21 protein-coding genes are annotated in these 21152 nt (G+C 66.2%); 7 read left to right on the top strand and 14 right to left on the bottom strand.

Going from position 1 to position 21152, the window contains the following annotated elements; all coding sequences use genetic code 11:
• Positions 1-26: 26 nt before the first annotated feature.
• Both FAS41_RS06030 and FAS41_RS06025 read right to left on the bottom strand, forming a co-directional pair.
• Complete coding sequence (locus FAS41_RS06030; RefSeq protein WP_138520706.1) at positions 27-1349, bottom strand: APC family permease; 1323 nt, start codon at positions 1347-1349, stop codon at positions 27-29.
• Between the two features lie 159 nt (positions 1350-1508).
• Positions 1509-2327, bottom strand: coding sequence for a carbon-nitrogen hydrolase family protein (locus FAS41_RS06025; protein WP_138520705.1), 819 nt, complete (start codon positions 2325-2327; stop codon positions 1509-1511).
• A gap of 150 nt (positions 2328-2477) precedes the next feature.
• On the opposite strand from FAS41_RS06025, the gene FAS41_RS06020 reads away from it, so the two are divergent.
• The 3 genes from FAS41_RS06020 (at position 2478) to FAS41_RS06010 (ending at position 6781) form a co-directional block, all read left to right on the top strand.
• The gene (locus FAS41_RS06020; RefSeq protein ID WP_138520704.1) at positions 2478-3257 is read left to right on the top strand and encodes a helix-turn-helix transcriptional regulator; all 780 of its coding nucleotides are present in this window, start codon (positions 2478-2480) and stop codon (positions 3255-3257) included.
• A 203-nt stretch (positions 3258-3460) separates the two neighbouring features.
• Positions 3461-4840 carry an L-serine ammonia-lyase gene (locus tag FAS41_RS06015; RefSeq protein ID WP_138520703.1) on the top strand — a complete coding sequence of 460 codons (1380 nt, stop codon included), beginning with the start codon at positions 3461-3463 and terminating at the stop codon, positions 4838-4840.
• A 330-nt stretch (positions 4841-5170) separates the two neighbouring features.
• Positions 5171-6781 (top strand): FMN-binding glutamate synthase family protein, encoded by a 1611-nt coding sequence (locus FAS41_RS06010; protein WP_138520702.1) that lies wholly within the window; start codon positions 5171-5173, stop codon positions 6779-6781.
• Between the two features lie 72 nt (positions 6782-6853).
• Here the strand turns inward: FAS41_RS06010 and FAS41_RS06005 are convergent, their stop codons facing one another.
• The gene (locus FAS41_RS06005; protein ID WP_138520701.1) at positions 6854-7285 is read right to left on the bottom strand and encodes a hypothetical protein; all 432 of its coding nucleotides are present in this window, start codon (positions 7283-7285) and stop codon (positions 6854-6856) included.
• A gap of 157 nt (positions 7286-7442) precedes the next feature.
• Here FAS41_RS06005 and FAS41_RS06000 point away from each other — a divergent pair, with 157 nt between their 5' ends.
• A complete protein-coding gene (locus FAS41_RS06000) occupies positions 7443-8279 on the top strand; it encodes an AraC family transcriptional regulator (RefSeq protein WP_138520700.1) in 837 nt (278 codons plus the stop codon).
• A gap of 51 nt (positions 8280-8330) precedes the next feature.
• The gene (locus FAS41_RS05995; RefSeq protein WP_138520699.1) at positions 8331-8939 is read left to right on the top strand and encodes a LysE family translocator; all 609 of its coding nucleotides are present in this window, start codon (positions 8331-8333) and stop codon (positions 8937-8939) included.
• A 4-nt stretch (positions 8940-8943) separates the two neighbouring features.
• Here FAS41_RS05995 and FAS41_RS05990 read toward each other — a convergent pair whose 3' ends face one another.
• Entirely contained in the window at positions 8944-9852 is a 909-nt protein-coding gene (locus tag FAS41_RS05990) for a LysR family transcriptional regulator (protein WP_138520854.1), read from the bottom strand.
• Positions 9853-9970: 118 nt separating this feature from the next.
• Between FAS41_RS05990 and FAS41_RS05985 the strand changes: the two genes are divergently transcribed.
• Both FAS41_RS05985 and FAS41_RS05980 read left to right on the top strand, forming a co-directional pair.
• Positions 9971-11728, top strand: a complete 1758-nt coding sequence (locus FAS41_RS05985) for an amidohydrolase (RefSeq protein WP_138520698.1) — start codon at positions 9971-9973, stop codon at positions 11726-11728.
• A 150-nt stretch (positions 11729-11878) separates the two neighbouring features.
• Complete coding sequence (locus FAS41_RS05980) at positions 11879-12622, top strand: TorF family putative porin (RefSeq protein ID WP_138520697.1); 744 nt, start codon at positions 11879-11881, stop codon at positions 12620-12622.
• Here the strand turns inward: FAS41_RS05980 and FAS41_RS05975 are convergent.
• The 10 genes from FAS41_RS05975 to FAS41_RS05930 form a co-directional block, all read right to left on the bottom strand.
• Entirely contained in the window at positions 12619-13011 is a 393-nt protein-coding gene (locus FAS41_RS05975; protein WP_138520696.1) for a DoxX-like family protein, read from the bottom strand. The genes FAS41_RS05980 and FAS41_RS05975 overlap by 4 nt on opposite strands.
• Complete coding sequence (locus FAS41_RS05970; protein ID WP_138520695.1) at positions 13004-13432, bottom strand: thiol-disulfide oxidoreductase DCC family protein; 429 nt, start codon at positions 13430-13432, stop codon at positions 13004-13006. The genes FAS41_RS05975 and FAS41_RS05970 overlap by 8 nt, the downstream gene beginning before the upstream one ends.
• A gap of 69 nt (positions 13433-13501) precedes the next feature.
• Positions 13502-13957 carry a DUF3237 domain-containing protein gene (locus tag FAS41_RS05965; protein ID WP_138520694.1) on the bottom strand — a complete coding sequence of 152 codons (456 nt, stop codon included), beginning with the start codon at positions 13955-13957 and terminating at the stop codon, positions 13502-13504.
• A 73-nt stretch (positions 13958-14030) separates the two neighbouring features.
• Complete coding sequence (locus tag FAS41_RS05960; RefSeq protein WP_138520693.1) at positions 14031-14852, bottom strand: class I SAM-dependent methyltransferase; 822 nt, start codon at positions 14850-14852, stop codon at positions 14031-14033.
• Position 14853: 1 nt separating this feature from the next.
• Entirely contained in the window at positions 14854-15225 is a 372-nt protein-coding gene (locus FAS41_RS05955) for a nuclear transport factor 2 family protein (protein WP_138520692.1), read from the bottom strand.
• A gap of 98 nt (positions 15226-15323) precedes the next feature.
• Positions 15324-16148 carry an aldo/keto reductase gene (locus FAS41_RS05950; protein WP_138520691.1) on the bottom strand — a complete coding sequence of 275 codons (825 nt, stop codon included), beginning with the start codon at positions 16146-16148 and terminating at the stop codon, positions 15324-15326.
• Between the two features lie 117 nt (positions 16149-16265).
• Entirely contained in the window at positions 16266-17360 is a 1095-nt protein-coding gene (gene ddlA / locus FAS41_RS05945) for a D-alanine--D-alanine ligase (RefSeq protein ID WP_138520690.1), read from the bottom strand.
• Between the two features lie 92 nt (positions 17361-17452).
• Entirely contained in the window at positions 17453-18388 is a 936-nt protein-coding gene (locus FAS41_RS05940; RefSeq protein ID WP_246084818.1) for an ABC transporter substrate-binding protein, read from the bottom strand.
• Positions 18389-18467: 79 nt separating this feature from the next.
• Complete coding sequence (locus FAS41_RS05935; RefSeq protein ID WP_138520689.1) at positions 18468-19172, bottom strand: (2Fe-2S) ferredoxin domain-containing protein; 705 nt, start codon at positions 19170-19172, stop codon at positions 18468-18470.
• A complete protein-coding gene (locus tag FAS41_RS05930; RefSeq protein ID WP_171049446.1) occupies positions 19172-21127 on the bottom strand; it encodes a TonB-dependent receptor plug domain-containing protein in 1956 nt (651 codons plus the stop codon). Before FAS41_RS05930 ends, FAS41_RS05935 begins: the two co-directional genes overlap by 1 nt.
• Positions 21128-21152: the final 25 nt, after the last annotated feature.

Here is a 21152-nt window from a genome sequence, read left to right as displayed (position 1 = left end):
GTCCCCAGCATAGCCCCGCGCGGGGCTCACGCCTCCTCGAAATGCATCTCCGGCGGTTGCTGGCGGAAGCCACTGGTAATCACCGCCAGGTAGATCACACCGAGCACCAGCCAGGTGGCGCCGAGCCAGATCGCCAGGTGGTCGAGGCTGACCATCAGCCACAGGTCGGCGAGCAGGCCGATCAGCGGGAACAGCAGGAACAGCACCAGCTCACGCAGGCCGCGGCGCTCGGCGTTGAGGTAGTAGTGGAAGATCACCGAGAGGTTCACCAGGCTGAAGGCCAGGAAGGCGCCGAAGTTGATGAACGAGGTGGAGGTGGTGACGTCCATGTGCAGTGCCAGCAGGGCCACCACGCCGCACAGCACGATGCTGTTCACCGGGGTTTCGAAGCGCTTGCTGATGCGCCCGAAGAACGGGCGCGGCAGCACGCCGTCGCGGCCCATGGCGAACAGCAGGCGCGAGGCGCTGGCCTGGGCCGACAGCCCGGAGGTGAACTGGCCGACGATCAGGCCGATCAGGAAGAAGCTGACGAACAGGTCGCCGCCAATGTTGCGGGCGATTTCATACGCGGCGGAATCGGCGTTCTGGAACTCCACCGACGGGTGCGCGAGCTGTACGAAGTAGCTGGCGGCGATGAAGATGCCGCCGCCAATCAGGGTGATCAGCAGGATGGCGCGCGGAATGGTCTTGCGCGGTTCGTGGGTTTCTTCCGTCAGGGTGCTGACCGCGTCGAAGCCCAGGAAGGAATAGCAGGCGATGGCCGCGCCGCCCATGATCAGCGGCAGCTGGGTGCCTTCCTTGAGGAAGGGTTCCAGGGTCCATAGCGGGCGGCTGCCATCCCCCATGATGTAGTGGATGGCCAGGCCGACGAAGGCAATCAGCACCAGGAACTGCACCAGCATCAGCACGCCATTGATGTTCTTCGCCAGGCGCAGGCCGACCACGTTGATCGCGGTGGTCACGCCAATGAACGCCAGTACCCAAAGGGCCTGGGGCACGGCCGGGAAGGCGGAATGCAGGTAGGCCGCGCCGATCAGCCAGATGGCCATCGGCAGGAACAGGTAATCCAGTAGCACGGCCCAGCCCGCGAGGAAGCCCAGTTTCGGGCTGATCGATTTGCGCACGTAGGTATAGGCCGAGCCCGCCACCGGGAAGGCGGCGGCCATGCGCCCATAGCTGAGCGCGGTGAAGAGCATGGCCACGGAGGCGACCAGGTAGGCCGAGGGGACTACGCCGCGAGTGACGTCGGCGAGGATGCCGAAGGTGCCGAGGACGATGATCGGGGTCATGTAGGCGATGCCGAACAGCACCACCGAACCCAGCGACAGGGTTCGTTTGAGTCGAGCCATTACTGCTTACTCCGCGTTGTGTTTGTTATGGCAGTACTAAGTTGCTGGCCTGCGCTCACCCGCAGGCCCCGCGGGCGCTCTCGTCGCCCGTCGATCTTGAAATAACGCTGTATCGGCGCTGCCCTGCGCCCCGGCCCTGCAGAAGGCCGGAGGGGAAACTCAGGCGGGAATGATCAGCTCGCGCAGGCCATCGTCGTGCTCGCGCATCTCGCCCGGCAGCACGAAACGGCGCTCGGCCAGGTAGCTGTAGTCGCGGCGCGATTGCGCCAGGCGCTCGAAATCCAGCTCGACGATCTGCCGGCACTCTTCGCGGCCGGCTTCGACGATCAGTTGGCCGTAGGGGTCGACCACCGCACTGCCGCCGGCGAATACCAGGCCGTCATCGCCTTCGCCAACGCGGTTGACCATCACGGCATAGGCCTGGTTTTCCATGGCGCGGCCCATGATCGCGGTGCGGTGGGTCGGGCCGTAGGGGTCCATGTTGCCGTTGGTCACGATGATCAGCTCGGCACCGAGCTGGCCCAGGGCACGGGCGGACTCGGGGAATTCGATGTCGAAGCAGATCACGATGCCCACGCGGATGCCGTTCCACAGGCAGGTGGCGTAGCGGTCGCCGGGGGTGAAGATGCCGCGGTCCGACGCCCACAGGTGCGTCTTGCGGTATTTCAGGGCGATGCCTTCGGGAGTGATCAGCAGCGTGGTGTTGTAGAAGCGGCCATCGGCAGCTTCGGCAAAGCCCACCGCGACGGCAGTGTTCTTCTCCCGTGCGGCACGCTGAACAGCCTGCACGCTGGGGCCGTCCACCGGCTCGGCGATGGCGGCGATGTTCTGCTCGGTGGGGAAGCCCGTCAGCTGGGTCTCGGGGAACACCACCAGCTGGGTGTCGTCGGCGCAGGCGTGGATGGCCTCCAGGGTGCGGGCCAGGTTCCAGACCACGTCGCCATCACGGCCGGCGAGTTGGACGAGTTCTACTTTCATGGGGCTTCCTCGGATTCTTGTATTCCAGTGACCGCGCAACGCAAAAGGGTCAAAATGCGCACCGCGCCGGCTCAAGGCATCCACCGAGTATGCCGGGCGTGCCATCACCGGGTAATTACGCCCGCGTGGTAACCCATCGGGGGTAGAGTCATGAGCCTTTCCCTTCAGGATATCGCCTGGCATCGTTCGGTCGGGCAGCTGATCGAGGCGCTGGACAAGCCGAACTTCTGGACCTCTCTGGTGCGCCTGCTGGGTCAGTATGTCCCCTTCGACAGCTGGGTGGTGCTGCTCTTCAGCGATGGTCGCCCCCAGGTATTCGCAGAATGTCCAGGCGAGGATGGCGGCCCCGATCCACTGTTCCAGGACTACCTCAAGGGCCTCTATCTGCTCGATCCCTTCTACATCGCCAGCCGCGAGGCGCCCGGCAGCGGGCTGTTCCGCCTCGATGACGTGGCACCGGAGATGTTCGAGCAGACCGACTACTTCCAGCGCTACTTCAGCCTCAACGTGGTCGCCGACGAAGTGCAGATCAACGTGCAGCTCGACGGCGAGCGCACCCTGTGCTGCTCGGTAGGCAGCAAGGGCCGCTTCACCCCGGAGCAGATCGCCCTGCTCGCCCTGGTGCAACCCTGGGTCGCCGGGCTGATGCGCCAGCGCATGGTCTTCGAGCGCGAAGTGCAGGAGGCTCCCCCGCCGCCGCGCTGGCAGAACCGCCTGGAGTCCACCGCCCAGCAGATGGAAACCCCGCTCACCGCCCGTGAGCTGGAAGTCGGCCGCTTGATGCTCAGCGGCTGCTCGAGCAAAGAGATCGCCCGCAAGCTGGCGATCTCCGCCGAGACGGTGAAGGTGCACCGCAAGCACATGTACGCCAAGCTGGGGATCAAGTCGCAGTCGGAACTGTTCTCGCTGTTCCTCCAGGCGCAGGGCTGACAGCGTTTTTGCAGGATGGGTGGAGCGTAGCGATACCCATCAATCACGGCGCCAGCAGCATGGGTATCGCTGCGCTCCACCCATCCTACGCACTCTCCCGTAAGAACGAACCATGCCCAACGGGCACCCTTGCAGCCTGCCGTCGAGCGGCGGGTGAGCAATCGTGCCTGTGCGGGTCCATGCTTGAGGACAGGAGGAATGCCATGAGCCTCAGCGTCTTCGACATGTTCAAGCCCGGCGTCGGGCCATCCAGCTCCCACACCGTAGGACCGATGCGCGCCACCCGCGAGTTCGTCGACCGCCTGCGCGATGCCGAGTTGCTCAGCCGTACCGCCGCTGTGGAGGTGCATCTGTACGGTTCCCTCAGCGCCACCGGCAAGGGCCACGCCACCGACCGTGCCTGCCTGATCGGCCTGCTCGGCATTGACCCGGCCGAGGCCGACCCCGCCGCCCTCGCCCCGCAGGTGGAGGACATCCTGCTGCGCCATCGCCTGCGCCTGGGCGGCGTGCAGGAGATCGACTTCGACCCGGCACGCCAGCTGGTCTTCCACGATGACAGCCTGCCCGCCCACCCCAACGGCCTGCGCCTGCGGGCGCTGGACGACAACGGCAAGCTGCTGGCCGAGCGCATCTGTTATTCGGTTGGCGGCGGTTTCGTGGTGGACGCGCAGGACTTCAACACCGACCGCGCGCTGCAGGGCAACCCCATGCCCTACCCGTTCCACAGCGCCGAGGAACTGCTGCGCCTGTGTCATGAACACGGTTTCAAACGCATCAGCGACCTGATGTGGGCGAACGAGCTGGCCGTGCGTAGCGAAGCGGAAATCCACGCCGGCCTTGCGCACATCTGGGATGAAATGCAGGCCTGCGTGAACCGTGGCCTGGAAACCGAAGGCACGCTGCCCGGCGGCCTCAAGGTGCGACGCCGGGCGCCCATGCTGTTCCGCCGGCTGAACGAAGCGGACAGCGGCAACCTCATCGCCACCACCCTGGGCGCCCTGGACTGGGTGGACCTCTGGGCGCTGGCGGTGAACGAGGAGAACGCCGCCGGCGGGCGCGTGGTGACCGCTCCCACCAATGGCGCGGCCGGGATAGTCCCGGCGGTGCTGCACTACTATGCGCGCTACGACAGCAACGCCAACGCCGATGGCATCGAGCGCTACCTGCTGACCGCCGCCGCCATTGGCATCCTGTGCAAGCTCAACGCCTCCATTTCCGGTGCGGAAGTCGGATGCCAGGGTGAAGTCGGCTCGGCCTGCGCCATGGCCGCCGGAGGGCTGGCGGAAGTCCTCGGCGGCAGCCTGGAACAGGTGGAGAACGCCGCCGAAATCGGCCTGGAGCACAACCTCGGCCTCACCTGCGACCCGGTCGCCGGGCTGGTGCAGGTGCCCTGCATCGAGCGCAACGCCATGGCCTCGCTCAAGGCCATCAACGCCGCCCAGCTCGCCCTGCGCGGCGACGGCCAGCACCTGGTCAGCCTCGACAAGGCCATCGACACCCTGCGCGACACCGGTCGCGACATGATGGACAAGTACAAGGAGACGGCGAAGGGTGGGCTGGCGGTCAACGTGATTGCCTGTTAGCCCGAGTGAATGGTGGTTCGCGAGCAAGCTCGCTCCTACGAAGAGCGCACCGGCTTCAGTCCTGTAGGAGCGAGCTTGCTCGCGAACAGCCCAGACACAAGATTTCTTGCAGTGCCCGAAACAGGCTTTCTCAGCCCCGGATAAAATCGTTAGCTTGCTTTCTTTTTTTCCAACTTCGGGCTACCGTCGATGCCCGCCAGAACTAGAAAATCTTCCGAAAGCCCGCTGCATTGACCTTTGCCCAGGCACGTTCGCACGATGCCTGCCATGCTCTGTGACGGCCCTTTTGGCCAACCTTACCGTGATCAAAGCCCGACGACTGGAGATTCCATGAACCTGTCGCTCCTCAGCCGCTATGCCTTTTTTGCCGCGTGCGTCCTGTTCACCGTGCTCAGCCTGCCCTTCCTCGGGCATGACTGGGTGTGGCCCTTCACCCTCACCACCTTCGCCCTGAGTGTGCTCGGGGTCTTCGACCTGCTGCAGGAACGCCACGCGGTACGCCGCAATTACCCCGTATTGGGCAACATCCGCTACCTGGTGGAAGCCATCCGCCCGGAGATCCGCCAGTACCTGCTCGAAGGCGACCAGGAGGCCCTGCCCTTCTCCCGCGCCCAGCGCGCCCTGGTGTACTCGCGGGCGAAGAACGAGACCGCCGACAAACCCTTCGGCACCCTGATCGATGTCTACCAGTCGGGCTTCGAGTTCATCGCCCACTCCATCCGCCCCGCGCCGGTGGCCGACCCCTGCACCTTCCGCGTCACCGTCGGCGGCCCGGAGTGCAAGCAGCCCTACTCCATCTCGGTGTTCAACATCTCGGCGATGAGCTTCGGCTCGCTCAGCGCCAACGCCATTCGCGCGCTGAACAAGGGCGCCAAGCTCGGCGGCTTCATCCATGACACCGGCGAAGGCAGCATCAGCCCCTACCACCGCGAGTACGGCGGCGACCTGACCTGGGAACTGGGCAGCGGCTACTTCGGCTGCCGCAACGACGACGGCACCTTCAGCCCCGAGCGCTTCGCCAAGCAGGCAGTCGACCCGCAGGTGAAGATGATCGAGATCAAGCTCAGCCAGGGCGCCAAGCCCGGCCACGGCGGCATCCTGCCCAAGCACAAGGTGACTCCGGAAATCGCCTCCACCCGTGGCGTGCCCATGGGCCAGGACTGCATCTCGCCCTCCTCCCACAGCGCCTTCGACTCGCCCCACGGCCTGCTCGACTTCATCGTCCAATTGCGCGAGCTATCCGGCGGAAAACCGGTGGGCTTCAAGCTGTGCATCGGCCATCCATGGGAATTCATGGGCATCGCCAAGGCCATGCACGAGACCGGCATCCTCCCCGACTTCATCGTCGTCGACGGCAAGGAAGGCGGCACCGGCGCCGCACCGCTGGAGTTCACCGACCACATGGGCCTGCCGATGCGCGAGGGCCTGCTGTTCGTGCACAACACCCTGGTCGGCCTGAACCTGCGCGACAAGATCCGCATCGGCGCCAGCGGCAAGGTCGTCAGCGCCTTCGACATCGCCAGTGTGCTGGCCATGGGCGCCGACTGGGCCAACTCGGCGCGCGGCTTCATGTTCGCCATCGGCTGCATTCAGTCGCAAAGCTGCCACACCAACAAGTGCCCCACCGGCGTCGCCACCCAGGACCCGCTGCGCCAACGCGCCCTGGTGGTGCCGGACAAGGCCGAGCGCGTCTACCACTTCCATCGCAACACGCTCAAAGGCCTGGCCGAGATGCTCGCCGCCGCCGGCCTCCAGCACCCGTCGCAGCTGGAAGCCAAGCACCTGGTGCGCCGCGTCTCGGCCACCGAGATCCGCCTGTTCTCGCACCTGCATTACTTCCTCAAACCCGGCGAGCTGCTCTCAGGCAACATCGAGGGCGAGTTCTACGAGCGCATCTGGCGCATGGCGCGCAGCGACAGCTTCGAGGCCGCCGCCGGCTGATCGGACAAATCAGGGAGCGCCTGCAACGGGCGCTCCCTGGCAAACCGAAAACTCAACTGGGAAGGTGCGTCGCTACCCCACCTGCCCCCACACCTGCGCCAACCCAACCCCGTGCACGAGCGCGAACCCCAGGCAAATCGCCGAGCTGACGTAGATAAAGCGCTGGCTGCGCCCGGTGCCCTTGAGGATGAACGGGCCGGCCACGCCGCGCAGCAGGTAGACCAGCGAGATCGCCACCAGCGCTGGGCGCAGCAGCGGCAACGGCGCCAGCACTCCAGCCCCGGAAAGTGCGTAGGCGGCCCAGGTGAACAGCACGAAGGCAATGCCGAAGGTGATCAGCGCCGGGTAGACCCGCCCGGCCTCGGCTGCCCTCGCGAGCTTTTCCCCGGCGCCAAACAGGCGATACCAGCGCGGCCCGACCAGCACGACGCCGACGTGCGCGGCAGCGGCGATAGCGCTGAGCGCCGCAGCGACGATCAACATCAGGTTGTATTCCTGCCCCATGATCGGCTCCCTCCTGGAGTGCGTACTGTCTCGTGGGTGCATCCTATCGTCGGCGCGAAAGATTCACGACACGCGACCACCGGCTGCACGAATCTTCCAGACAGCCACCCTGCGCGCGCTATGCTGGCCGACCGGGCAAGCGGTGCGGAGGCGGCCCATGCACAAAGACAACTGGATCGACCTGCTGCAGGATGCCGACACCGGCATCCAGAGCCTGCGCGCGCACTTCAAGGGCCACGCCTACGACCCGCACTGGCACGACAGCTACCTGATCGGCTACACCGAATCCGGAGTCCAGCAGTTCCGCAGCCGCAACCAGCGCTACGTCAGTACCACCGGCAAGGTGTTCTTCCTTGAGCCCGGCGACATCCACGACGGCGAAGCGCCCACCGAGGGCGGCTTCACCTACCGTACCCTGTACCTCGATGCGCCCTGGCTCGAGCGCGAGATCGGCACGCTGTTCGAAGAGGCGCCGGGCAACTGCCAGCTGAGCGTGCCCGAGCTGCTGATCGATGATCCGCGTCTGACAAGGCGGATCGACAATGCCTTCCAGGCCGTGCACGGCAACGACCTGAAAATCGTGCGCCAGAGCGCCATGGACGAACTGCTCGACGGCATGACCCACCACCTGCACTGGCGCCAGCGCGGCACCACGCAAGCTCACCTGCCACTGGTGGCACAACGCGCGCGGGACTTCCTGCACGCCAACCTGACCGCCGACATCGGCCTCGACGACCTGGCCCGCGCCAGCGGCTGCGACCGCTTCCGCCTGACCCGCGCGTTCAAGCAGGCTTTCGGCCTGCCGCCCCACGCCTACCTGATCCAGCTGCGCCTGGCCCGCGCACGGCAGTTGCTCGGCCGGGGTCTGGCACCTGCAGACATCGCCGCCGATCTTGGCTTCGCCGACCAGAGCCACCTCGGCCGCTGGTTCCGCCGCGCCTATGGCGTGACACCGGCTTACTACCGCAAGCGCTGCTCAAAGCTTCCAGACTGAGCCCGCCGCACTGGCGAAGATGAGCTCCCACGGATTACCGGAGTTCCCGCCATGCACCTCACACAGCTCGGCCAATGGCTGCCCTTCGTCCTCTTCGCCTTCGTCGCCTCGATCACGCCGGGGCCGACCAACCTGCTGATCTTCAGCAACAGCGCACGCTTTGGCTGGAGCGCCGCGTTGCCGATCATGTTCGGCGGCTGCGCGGCCGCCGCGGCGCTGGTGCTGGCGGTGGGCAGCGGCCTGGGCGAGGTACTGGCCAGTGCGCCGCGCGTGCAACAGGCGATGAGCGTGGTCGGCGTGCTCTGGCTGAGCTGGCTGGCCTGGCAGATTTTCCGCAGCCCGCCAGCGGACCTGGAGCGCGACACGGACGCCGCGCGCCTGGGAGCGGTCGGCGCTGCCGCACTGCAACTGGTCAATCCCAAGACCTGGATGATGGCGCTGGCAGTGATCAGCGTTTACGCCGGCCACGGCGTGGATCGACTGGACCGTGTGCAGTTGCTGTCGCTGCTGTTCTTCCTCGTGTCGATTCCCTGCACGGCGGTCTGGGCCGGCCTGGGCATCGGCAGCCAACGCCTGCTCTCGCCGCTGCAGATGCAGCGGCTCAACCAGTTGATGGCGGTCCTGCTGCTGGTATCGGCCTGGGCGGGGGCGCTGCTCTAGTCGATCAGAAAATGCCGTCGCGGCGCAGATACTCGCGCAGGTGCTCGATGAACGCGTGGATCTTGCGGGTCGCCCGGCGGTTGCTCGGATACACCGCCAGGATCTGCGCGCCGAAGGTGTCCGGCTCGAAGAAGTAGTCCTCCAGCACCGTCACCAGCCGGCCACTGCGCAGGTGCTCCAGCACGCTCCAGCGCGGGCACGGCAACAGGCCGTGCCCGGCCAGGCAGGCGGTGAGCAGTACCGCCTGGTTGTCGCTGTTCAGGCGGCCGGTGCGTGGGGTCGAGAAACGTTCACCCTCGACGTCGAACCACCAGCGATCATCCAGCGCCGGATGGCGATAGACCAGGCAATCGTGATCGGGGATCTCATTGGGGTGCCTTGGCGTGCCGCGCCGCTCCAGGTACGCGGGGCTGGCACACATGGCCAGGCGGCTTTCGGCCAGCGGCTGGGCAATCAGCCCCGGCAGGTCGCTGTTGCCCATGCGCAGGGCGAGGTCGTAGCGGCCGTCAAGCAGGTCGACATAGCTGTCGGAAAGGTCCACCTGCAGCCGCACGTCCGGGTGCAGATCGAGGAATTCGGCGCAGGCCTGGTCGAGGAACACCGGGCCGACGATCAGCGGCCCGGTGATGCGCAGCACGCCACGCAGGCTGTGTTGCAGCTGGGCGATTTCCTCGGTGGTCTCGCGCATCCGCGCCAGCACCTCGCGCGCGCCGTCCAGGTACAGCTGGCCGGCTTCGGTGAGCGACATGCTGCGGGTGGTGCGCTCGAACAGGCGCGCGCCGACTTCGAGTTCCAGCTGGCCGACCGCCTTGGTCACCGCCGACGGCGTCTTGCCCAACTGCTCGGCAGCGCGGCTGAAACTGCCGGTCTCGGCACTGGCGACGAACATCGCCAGGCTGCTGAATCTGTCCATCGTCATTCGTGCTAATCCTTCACAAGTGTTATGCCTGACAGCGACTTCCGCACACTTCGGTCCGCCAGTAGCCTGCGCCGCAGACCAACAATAATCCAACGAAAAGCAAGGGGAAGTCATGCACGGCATGCTCAAGGGCGCGCTGGCGCTCGCCATCGCACTCGGCACTTTTGAAGCACAGGCACAGAACGCAGACCTGATCCTGTACAACGCCAAGGTCTTCACCGCCGAGCCCGGCCAACCGCTGCAGCAGGCCGTGGCCGTCGCCGGCGGCAAGGTGCTGCAGGTGGGCTCCAACGAGGACATCCGCAAGCTCGCCGGCAGCGCCAGCAAGCAGGTCGACCTGGCCGGCAAGGTGCTGATGCCCGGCTTCATCGACAGCCACTCGCACTCGATCTTCGGCGGCCTGGAGCTGATTTCCGCCAGCCTGCTGGACGAGCAGATGGACCTCGACGCCTTCGAGAAGCGCCTGAAGCAGGACCGCGACAGCGGCAAGGCCAAGGTGCACGACGTGGTGGTCATGAACGGCATGAACTCCACCTACTGGTCCCAGGCCGATGGTCTGGCCAAGCGCTTCAACCAGGGCGAGTGGAAGGACACCCCGGTGGTACTGATCGGCAGCGACCACCACACCGCCTGGGCCAACGCCGCCATGCTCAAGCGCGCCGGGCTGGACGCCAAGCGCCTGCGCGGCCTGAGCCCGTTGGAGCAGCAGAACGTCGCCCACGACAAGGACTTCAATCCCACCGGTTTCCTGGTCGACTCCGGGTTCGACCTGGTCGCCGCCGCCATGCCGGTTCCCGACGCTGCCACCATGGACCGCGCCGGCATCGCTGCCGTGAAGTACAACAACAGCCTCGGCATCACCGCCTGGATGGACCCGGCCGCCAACGGCACGCCTGGCGAGGCGCTGTTCGCCATCAAGCCCACCGAAAAGACCGTCGGCGTGCTGCCGGTTTACCGCGACCTGGCCCGCGATGGCCTGCTCACCGCCCACGTCGCCGCACTGCAGGTGGTCAACCCGAAGAGCACGCCGGCCGACCTGGACGTGATCGAGAAGGTCCGCCAGCAGTTCCAGGGCATCCCGAACCTGACGCTGCCGGGCATCAAGGTGTTCGCCGATGGTGTGATCGAGTTCCCCGCGCAATCCGCCGCGCTGCTGGAGGACTACAAGAACAGCCACAAGCCGGGCGAGCTGCTGATCGATCCGAAGCACTTCGGCGAACTGGTCAGCGCCGCCGATGCGCGCGGCTGGCTGGTGCACGTGCACGCCATCGGTGACCGCGCGGTACGCGAATCCCTCAATGGCTTCGCCCAGGCACGCAAGGACCGGCAGAGCAGCGTGACCCACTCGATCACCCACCTGCAACTGGTCAACCCCAAGGACTTCCCGCGCTTCAAGCAGCTGAACGTGATTGCTTCGATGCAGCTGGATTGGGCCACCGCCGAACCCTACACCGTGGAGCTGGTGAAGCCCTATATCGCCGACGAGGCCTACCGCTATATGTACCCGGCCAAGTCCCTGCTGGACAATGGCGCGACCATTGCCGGCGCCAGCGACTGGCCGGTGTCCACGCCCGATCCGCTCAAGGCCATCTACCAGGCCGTCACCCGTCAGGGTGAGGAAGGCGTACTCAACGCCGCCGAGCGCGTGGATCGCCAGACCATGTTCTACGCCTACACCCGCAATGCCGCGCAGACCATCGGCCTGGGCGACAAGATCGGCACCCTGGCACCGGGCAAGCAGGCGGACATGGTGGTGATCGACCGCGACGTATTCACCGTGCCCGACCAGCAACTGGACGAAGCGCGCGTGCTTCGCACCCTGTTCGAAGGCCGCGAAGTCTACCGCGCCGACGATCAACCGGCTCTCTGAGCCGGGCTCCTGCGCCGGGGTCTGAACAGCCCCGGCGCCTTGCCCGCCAGCCCTGCACTCCCTTCACGCTCCTCGGCATAGCCGGGAGGGCCGGTGCTGCGCGGGATTTTTCATCTGCCCACAGACAATCACAACAAAGGGACTCCCCGCATGAATCGCCCCCTCTGGCTGGCCGGCGCGCTGCTCGCCTGCGCGCCGTTCACCTCCACTCCGGCCGTCGAGCTCGGCCATGACTTCAACCTGCAGATCGATACCGCCCTGCTCAGCGACTACCGCACCCGCGGCATCTCGCAGACCCAGAACGACCCGGCCGTGCAGGTCGGCGCCACACTGCAGCACGCTTCGGGCGCCTACCTGGGCGTGTGGAGTTCCAACGTCGATTTCGGTGGCGGCCTGAAGACCCGTCAGGAAATCGACTACTACGGCGGCTGGTACTGGCAGGCCAACGACGACATCGCCCTGGACCTGGGCTACATCAAGTACGCCTACCCGAAGGAAAGCCAGTTCAACCAGAGCGACACCTACGCCATCCTCCACGCCTATGGCTTCGAAGTAGCGGCCTACTATGGCAACGATTACCCCACCTACTTCGGCGAAGACCAGGCCAACCTCTACACCTACCTGGCCTACAACGCCGAGCTGCCGGCCGAGTTCAAGCTGCGCGTGCGCTACGGCCGCAACGACGCCAAGGACCCGCTCTACCTCTCCGGAGACGGCAGCACCCGCGACACCTACCACGAGTGGGAGGCGAAGCTGAGTCATGCATGGGTGGGCTTCGACTGGGCAGTGAGCTACATCGACACCGACCTGTCGCAGAACGAATGCCGCACGCAGTTCGGCTTCGGCGATGTGTGCACAGCGACCGTGGTCGCCAGCGTCTCCCGTTCGTTCTAACGCAGCGGCGCGGGGCGCGCCCGATGCGCGTCCCGCTCGCCCAGCAGGGCGATGGCGCACAGCGCCAGGGCGGCAATATTGGTGGAGACCGGATTGAACGCGCCCAGCAGCAATTCCGGGGCGAACAACGCCACGTCTGCCAGCAATCCGACCAGCGCGATCACCGCCAGCCATAGCGGCCAGCGACTGCGGCGCAGCAGCAGGATGGCCAGGGCCAGGACGATCTCGGCCGCTCCCGCCACTTCGGCGATGCGCTGGGTCGACAACGGCCAGCCGTGGGCCTCGATCATCCGCACTTCATCGGGGCTGAGGAACAGCAGCTTGGGCACCAGCCCGTGATAGAGGAACACCACCCCCAGCGCCAGCCGCGCGATGGCCGCGCTAGTCATTGCCGAGAAAACGCCCGCGGTACTGTGGCGACGGCATCAGGCAGATATCTTCGCGGCCGAACAGACGATAGCGGTTGAGCGCGACGCGGTCGTAGCACCAGTCGCGCAACGGTCGGGGCACCAGCCAGAGCACTCGCAACCAGTTCCACGGCGCCGGCAACTGGCCGATCACCCGCAGGAAGGCGTCGCTGCGTTCGAAGCCTTCGCGGCCATCGACGTAGAGCATGGTGTCGAAGTATTCGGTGGGTAGGCCGAACCAGTCGAGAATGGCCTGGCCTTCGGCGGACTGCACGCTGCACAGCTTCACGCGGCGCTCGCGGTCATGCAGCAGGAGGAAGCGGCTCCAGCCATTGCACAGCCGGCAGGTACCGTCGAACAGCACGACCTTGTCGTCGGGCTGCATGTGAGGCGGCAGAGCCATGGCGTCGTCTCCGGATCCCTGATGCGCCCACTGTGCCCGCTCTGTGTGACAAGTCTTGTTCTTCATCGCTCATCCATTGGCGAGAGAGTACAAACGGTATTCGACCCAGCCGGGCCCCAGCCGCCCCTCGCCCACCGCCAGCTGGTGGTTGAGCCAGCGGTAGCGGTCGTCGCCGACCTCGAAGCGCGGCTGGATCATGAAATAGGTGTCGCCGAACTCGGTACTGTCACCCCGCGAGACCGCGTGAATGATCTTCGGGTTGGCCACCAGCAGTCCATTGTGCTGCATGAGGATACGCGCGCCGTCGTCGGTGCGCAGCACCAGGCGCACTTCCAGGTGCCAGCCACCGTCGCTGTCCACCAGGATCCAGTCGCCGCCACCAGGCAGCACTTCGCCGCTCAGCCGCTGGCCCTTGAAGGTCCCGCCGCCCGCCGCCGAAATCAGCCGCTGCCCCTGCGGCACGCGGCCGATATCCACCGGCACGCTGGCTTTCACGTTCATCTCCATCAACGGCTCGAGCTTCATCGCACCGCTCCTGCGCAAGGTCGTCGTAGACGCATCAGTAAAGCAGCCAGGCGTCGGCACGGCCATCTTCCGCCTAGGCCGGCAAACCGAAGCGATAGCGCAATAGCCGGCCCAGGCGGCGCATGGCCGGAATGGCCAGGGTGACCTCGTAGAGAAGGCGCATGCCCAGGGACAACCGGGCGATCTGCGCACGGTCGTACGCGGCAATGGAATCGACGAACTGCAGGGACGGCACCTGCTGCTCCAGCTCCTGCGGCTCGTCGATGCCCCAGTGCAGCACGGCGCCGGTGCGACGGATCATCGGGTTCCACTGCAACAGGCGGATGCCCAGCCGACTGTAGCCGTCGAGCAGCAGTTCACCCCGCTCGCAATACGCCACCAGCTCGCGCAGCAGCCTGGGAACCTGATCCGCTTCCACGTAGGGCAGCACGCCTTCGGAAAGGAGCAGCACCGGTCGCCCGGTAGGCACCCTACGCCACCAGTCCGGCGCCGTCAGCGAAGTGGCCAGCAGGTGGCAGTTCTCCTGCGCGGGATACAGGCGCTCGCGCAACGCAATCACTTCGGGGAAATCCACCTCGAACCATTGCACGGTGGAGGGCGGGTCGACTCGGAACACCCGGCTGTCCAACCCGCAGCCCAACTGCAGGACCACGCACGCCGGATACCGCGCCAGGAAATCGCGCACCCAGTCGTCGAACAGTTTCGCCCGCAAGGCGATACCCACCTGCTCGGCACGGCCGATGTGCAGGCGGGCGAAATCGTAGTCGATCTGCTCCACGGCCCGCCGCGAGAAACGGTCGCGCAGCAGACTGTCGGGCAGCTCGCTCTCCTTCGCCTTGGCGTACAGGGTGATCAGCAGGGTTTCCGGCGTACCGCGCAGGCTGATGCGTTCCACGTCACTCGTGCAGATAGTAGAGCTTGTTGATGATCTGCCAGCCGCTGCCGACCTGCAGCAGCGAGAGGTAGTCGGTGAAGTGCATGCCGAGGAATTCGTCGGTGACCTTGGCCACCGCACTGTCGCCGGTGATGTCCAGCGACTTCAGCTCCCAGGCCGGCGGCGCACCTTCCGATGGCGGGGATTCAGCCTTGATAGCGCCGATGAACTCATCCAGCGAGGACCACTCCAGCGCGCCATGGTAGTTGCCGATGATCTTGCAGGACGGGTGGAAAGCCTGGCGCAGGCGCGACTCGTCACCGAAGGTCATGCCCTCGACATAGTCCGTGAGTACCCGGTTGATGGCGGCGCTGTCCGCCGTGTAGTTGCTCATCGCCTCTGCCCTCCCGGCCACCTTGGCCATGGGGGAAGGCTAGCACCGCCCCCCAGCCGCGCCGCGGGGGGCGACGACCGGGGCATGCAAGGTCGAACTCAAACCACCGCGAGGTGCCGTTTGCGGCTCGGCGGCGGGAAGGCGGCGTCGAGGGCTTCGAGGTCCTCGGGCGTCAGGCGCAGTTGCAGCGCGGCAGCGTTGTCGCGGATGTGCAGCGGGTCGACCGCCTTGGGAATGGCGATTACCCCCGGCTGGTGGATCAGCCAGGCCAGCGCCACGCGCGCCGGAGTGGCATCGTGGCGGCCGGCAATGTCCGCCAGCACCCGGTCGCGCAGCAGGCGACCACCTTGTCCCACCGGGCAGTAAGCCATCAGCGGCATGCGCTGTTCCTGGCACCAGGGCAACAGGTCCCACTCGATGCCGCGTTCCTCCAGGCTGTACTGCACCTGGTTGGTGGCGCAGGCCGGCTCGTTCAGTTCCTGCAGGTCGTCGAGGTCGAAGTTCGACACGCCCCAGCGCTTGATCTTGCCGGCTTCGCGCAGGCGCTCGAAGGCCTCGACGGTCTCTTCCAGCGGATATTGGCCGCGCCAGTGCAGCAGGTAGAGGTCCAGGCAATCGGTGCCCAGGCGCCTGAGGCTGCGCTCGCAGGCCTCGGCCACGCCACGCCGGCTGGCGTTGTGCGGGTAGACCTTGCTGACCAGGAAGACCTGCTCGCGCAGCCCGGCGATGGCCTCGCCGACCACCTCTTCCGAGCCACCCTCGCCGTACATCTCGGCGGTGTCGATCAGGGTCAAGCCGCGCTCGATGCCTTCGCGCAGGGCGGCAATCTCGCGCTTGCGCTGGAAGCTGTCCTCACCCAGGCGCCAGGTGCCCTGGCCGATGGCGGGAACGGCGGTACCGTCGGCGAATACCACAGTGTTCATCTCGTGCTCCTTCTTGCTGCTGTCATGCTTGCGGCTGATATGGCGACACGGGGCCAGCCGCCCGATACCGGGCGACGGGCACACAGGGTAGCGCAGAAGGACGGGACGGGTAGCGGATCAGCGGTTGGTCTGCAGGTTCCGGCGGGCGGCGTGGCGCTCGATAGCCAGGTCGATCAGGCGGCTGACCAGCTCGCTGTAGGTCATCCCGGCGGCCTGCCAGAGCTTGGGGTACATGCTGATGCGGGTGAAGCCGGGCAGCGAGTTCAGCTCGTTGATCAGTACCTCGCCGCTCTCGGTGAGAAACACGTCCACCCGCGCCAGGCCGGAGCACTCCAGGGCAACGAAGGCCTCCACGGCAAGCTGGCGGATACGCTCGCTGGCCTCGACAGGAATATCCGCCGGCACCACGACCTTGGCCGCATCCTCGTCAATGTACTTGCTGTCGTAGGAGTAGAAGCCGCTGCCCACGACGATCTCGCCGCAGCCACTGGCAATCGGCTGGTCGTTGCCCAGCACCGCGCACTCGATCTCGCGGCCCTTCACGGCGGACTCCACCAGCACCTTGTCGTCGAAGGCCAGCGCCAGTCGTACAGCTTGGTCATAGGCCGCCTCGTCCTCGACCTTGCTCACCCCCACCGAGGAGCCCATGTTCGCCGGCTTGATGAACAGCGGCAGGCCCAGCTTGCGCTGCGCCTCGGCAAACGGCGTGCGCGCGGCATTGGCACGGGTCAGGGTAACGAAGGGCGTGATGGCGATGCCGGCGTCGCGCAGCAGGCGCTTGCTCACGTCCTTGTCCATGCAGATGGCCGAGCCCAGCACGTCGGAGCCGACGAAGGGAATGTCAGCCATACGCAGCAGCCCCTGCAGGCAGCCATCTTCGCCCTGGGTGCCGTGGACGATGGGGAAGATCACGTCGACGTGATCGAGCAGTTGGCGGCTGCCGGTTTCCACCAGTTGCTGCTCGGCCTTGCCCGGCACCACGGCCAGCTCGCGGTTGGATCGGTTCAACGCGATCAGCGCCGGGTTTTCCTGGTTGAGCAGGTAGTCGGAGGCATCGTTGAGGTGCCAGCGGCCGTCCTTGTCGATGCCGATCAGTACCGGTTCGAAACGCTCACGGTCCAGTGCGTCGACGATGTTCTTCGCCGATTGCAGGGACACCTCGTGCTCCGCCGAACGCCCACCGAAAATCACCCCAACGCGCAACTTGCCCATGACCACCTCCGAAGGATCGATGGGCGCTTTCTAACACGGGCCCCGGCGCTTGGGTAGGAACAGTGGGCGGCGAACAGACGAGACGCCTCTGCTCAGAACCGGCTCAGCGCCTGCGCCAGCTCGCGGGCGGCCTGGCCACTGTGCACGCCGGGAAACAGGTGGGTAAAAGGCAGCGCCACGAAGCGCCCTTCACGCACAGCACGCAGGCGTGAGAGGACCGGGTCGGCGCGCAACGCTCGTCTCTTCTGCTCGGCAGTGGACCACAACGCGTCAGCCAGCAGGATCACATCCGGGTCGCGCGCCAGCAGTTGTTCGGTGTTGGCGGTGAAGCCGCCCAGATCGACGTCCTCGAACAGGTTGTGCGCGCCGGCGGCGTGCAGCAACTGGGTGACTACGCCGCGCCGGCCCTGGCTTTCCAGGCCATTGCTGGCACTGTCGAGGTAGAAGACTTCCAGCGGCGCGCTCCCGGCGAAGTGGCGGCGCGCCTCGGTCAGTTCGGCGCGTTGCCGGCGGATAAGCTGCCGCGCCCGCTGCGGTTCGCCGAGCAGATCGCCCAGGGTCTTCAGGTCCGTCTCGATACCGGCGAACAGATCGTCCTGTCGCTCCTCGCAACCGGCATCCAGCAGGTAGCTGGCGACACCGTGGCCGGCCAGTTCCCCGCGGGACAGGTTGCCCAGGCGGAAAGCCGAGGCGAAGCCGGCCACTACCAGGTCCGGGCGTTGCGCGTAGACCGCCTCCGCCGACGGATACTGGCGCGACAGCAACGGCACGCCGCGATAGCTCCCTTTCTTCAGATCAAGATCGTCATCGATGTAGGCCACGCCGATCAGCCGTTCACCGGCACCCAGCGCCAGCAGCAGGTCGGCGGCGTGCTGGTTGAGAGCGAGGATGCGTTGTGGCGGATGATCGATCTGCCAGGTCTGGGCGCAGTTGTGGTAGTCCTGGGCAAAGGCCGCTGTCACGCACAGCATCAGCGCCAAACCAAGCACCAGGGCTGACCTGTAGGAGCGTGGGGGACGCCTAGTCATTGCTCGCGAACCCTCCCGGGCGCCCAAGGCACCAAGCGGTTCGCGAGCAAACTCGCGCCTACAAAGAACGGAGTGCGCTTCATGGCTCGTCATCCACACGCAGCTCGGCCACCGGTAAGCCATCACGCAGGTGCTCCGCCACCACCCGGCACACTTGCTCGTCGTTGCGCAGGCCGTACCAGACGCGCTCGGGGTAGACCGTCAGAATCGGCCCGCGATTGCAAGGGAACTGGCAGCTGGTGCGGGTCAGCAAGGCACCCTCGGCGTTTTCGTAGAGATCGAGGCGAATAAGCTCATGGCGCAGGGTCTTCCATAGCGGCAGCGCACCGCGCCGCACGCAGCGCGGCCCGGTACAGAGGAACAGATGGTGCCGGTGCGGCGGCGGCGCGGACCAGTCCGGCTGCGACGGCACCTCGCCGACGCCCTGGCAATCCAGCTGTTGCGCCGGATCGCCAATCGCTGCGAGCACCGCCGTCGCATCCAGCCCGCGCCGGCCGAGCGCCGACGCTGTGACCTTCGCTGGCGGTGCCTGCGGATACTGCTCCAGCAGCACAGCCAGCTCTGCACGCAACCAGTCGAGATAGGCGCCATCGGCAGTGGGCTCCAGGTCCACCAGCAGCAACGCCCGGCCCTCGGCCAGCCGCTCGCGAACGCGCGCCCAGAGCGAGTCGAACCCCTCACCGGTATCGATGCATTCGACACCGATGAAACGCGCCGAGACCTCGCGGTGCAGGTGCTCACCCTGGGCTCCAGCCAGCGGGCCGACCAGCAGGATGGCCTTCATCAGAAACTGAAGGTGTAGCGCAGCTCGGCGGTGCGCGGCCGGCCGAGGTTGTCCACTTGACGGATGCCGTTGCTGGTGCGGCCGGTGGCGTAGTCACGGTCCAGCAGGTTCTCCAGCAGCAGGCTCAGGCGGTGCGCGCGGGCAGCGTCGAGGTAGCGGTAGGCGTCACCGTCGAGCACGGTGTAATGGCCGTAGTCGTCGTCCTGGGCGCTGACGATGGAGCCTACGTAGCGGGTGGCGAGTCCGGCGCCCCAGAGGCTGTCGTCGTATCCCAGGCGCACGCGAGCGAAGAAGTGCGGGATGTTGTTCACCGTCACACCTTCGCGGCTATCCACCAGGTTGCGCGTGGCGTCGGCGGAGACCTGCCAGTGCCGGCCAAACTGCCACTGGCCGTTGGCTTCCACGCCACGCACCTCGATCTCGCCGTTGCCGTTCACCCACTGGTCGCCCGCGAGGGTGATGAGGTCGGTGATCTCGCGGCGGAACAGGGTGACGCTGCCGCTCCACGGCTGGTCGAACAGTTCGCCGGTGTAGTCCAGGCCCAGTTCGGCGTTGCGGCTGCGCTCGGGCTTGAGATCACGGTTACCGACTTCATCGCCCGGTTCGTTGACGAACAGTTGCTCGGCGGTGGGCAGCTTGAAGGCGGTGCCGAACTGGCCGCGCAGCTTGAGCTGCCGGGTCAGGTCGTAGAGCGAGGTGAGCATCCACACGGTGGCGCCTTCGCCGCCGGAGATTTCCTCGCGACGCACGCCAAGGCTCGGATGCCAGTCGGGCAACGCCTCGATGTTCGGCCGCAACTGGGCGTACAGCGCGTGGGACTCGGCCTTGTCGTTGTCGATGATCAGCACATCGTCCTGCCCCTTGTACCACTGGTTGTCGCTGCCGAAGACCAGTTCGTGGCCGCCGGCCAACCGGGCCTTGCCTTCGAGCTGCGCACCCCAGTCGGTGAAGCCCCAGTAGTCGTTGTGGTTGAGCACCTGAGTGCCGCCACCCTGCAGGTTGTAGACGCGGTCGTAGCGGGTGTCCCAATCGTTTATGTGGGTCTTGGCGAACCAGCTGAAATCGTCGCCGACGCGCTGCTGGAAAGTCGCCGTGGCGATCTGCTGCACACGGTTGTTGCTGGTGTGGTGGTTGGAGGTCGGCCGGGAGAAGTCCAGCTCGGCATCGGCGTACTGGTAAAACAGCTCCAGCCGCGAGGCGTCACCGATGGCCTGGATGGCCTTGGCGCCGAACACGTTGACATCGTAGGAGCGGCGCTTGTCGCTGACCGTACTGGTCATGTCCTGGTCGCGGTAAGGCTGGTAGCCATCGGAGCGGTTGTGGCTGACATAGGCCATCAGGCCGAGGTCGCCCAGGCCGTTCTGCACGATTTTCTCAGCGCGGGCATCGCCGCTGCGGCCCTTGAAGGTGTCCAGGCCAAGGTTCACCTCGCCGGTCGCCTCCCGCGAACGCGCGCTGCGGGTGACGATGTTGATCACCCCGCTCACCGCCTGGGTGCCGAACAGCAGGCCCTGGCCACCCTTGAGCACCTCGATGCGCTCCACTGCGGTGGTCGGCAGGGTGTCGATGTAGATGCCGCCGTAGAGACGGTTGTTCAGGCGCACACCGTCCAGCAGGATCAGCGTGTCGTCGTTTCGCCCGCCCAGCAGCGAGTAGGTGCCGTAGTCGAAGGGGCCGTTCTTCGGCGCAACGAACAGGCCGGGCACGTACATCTGCAGCACGCGGGTGATGTCGGCGCTGGGACCGGCGCGTTCGATCTGCTGGCGGTCGATGACCTCCAGCTTGCTGCCGTAGCGGGCCATGTCGGCCACGGTGGTGGACTCCACCGACGGTGCGCTGACGATTTCGTCGGCCAGGTCCAGCGGCGCCGCAACGAGCTGCGAGCTGAGGGCACAGAGGGAGAGAACGGGAGTCCAGCGCAGGGCGCGCCGGGAGTTGAAAGCAGGAGAATGCAAGGTGATCGCCTCGAAATCGGGATTT

The organism is Pseudomonas nicosulfuronedens, from assembly GCF_005877905.1.
Taxonomy (GTDB): Bacteria; Pseudomonadota; Gammaproteobacteria; order Pseudomonadales; family Pseudomonadaceae; genus Pseudomonas; species Pseudomonas nicosulfuronedens.
This window is presented reverse-complemented; position numbering and strand designations above follow the sequence as displayed.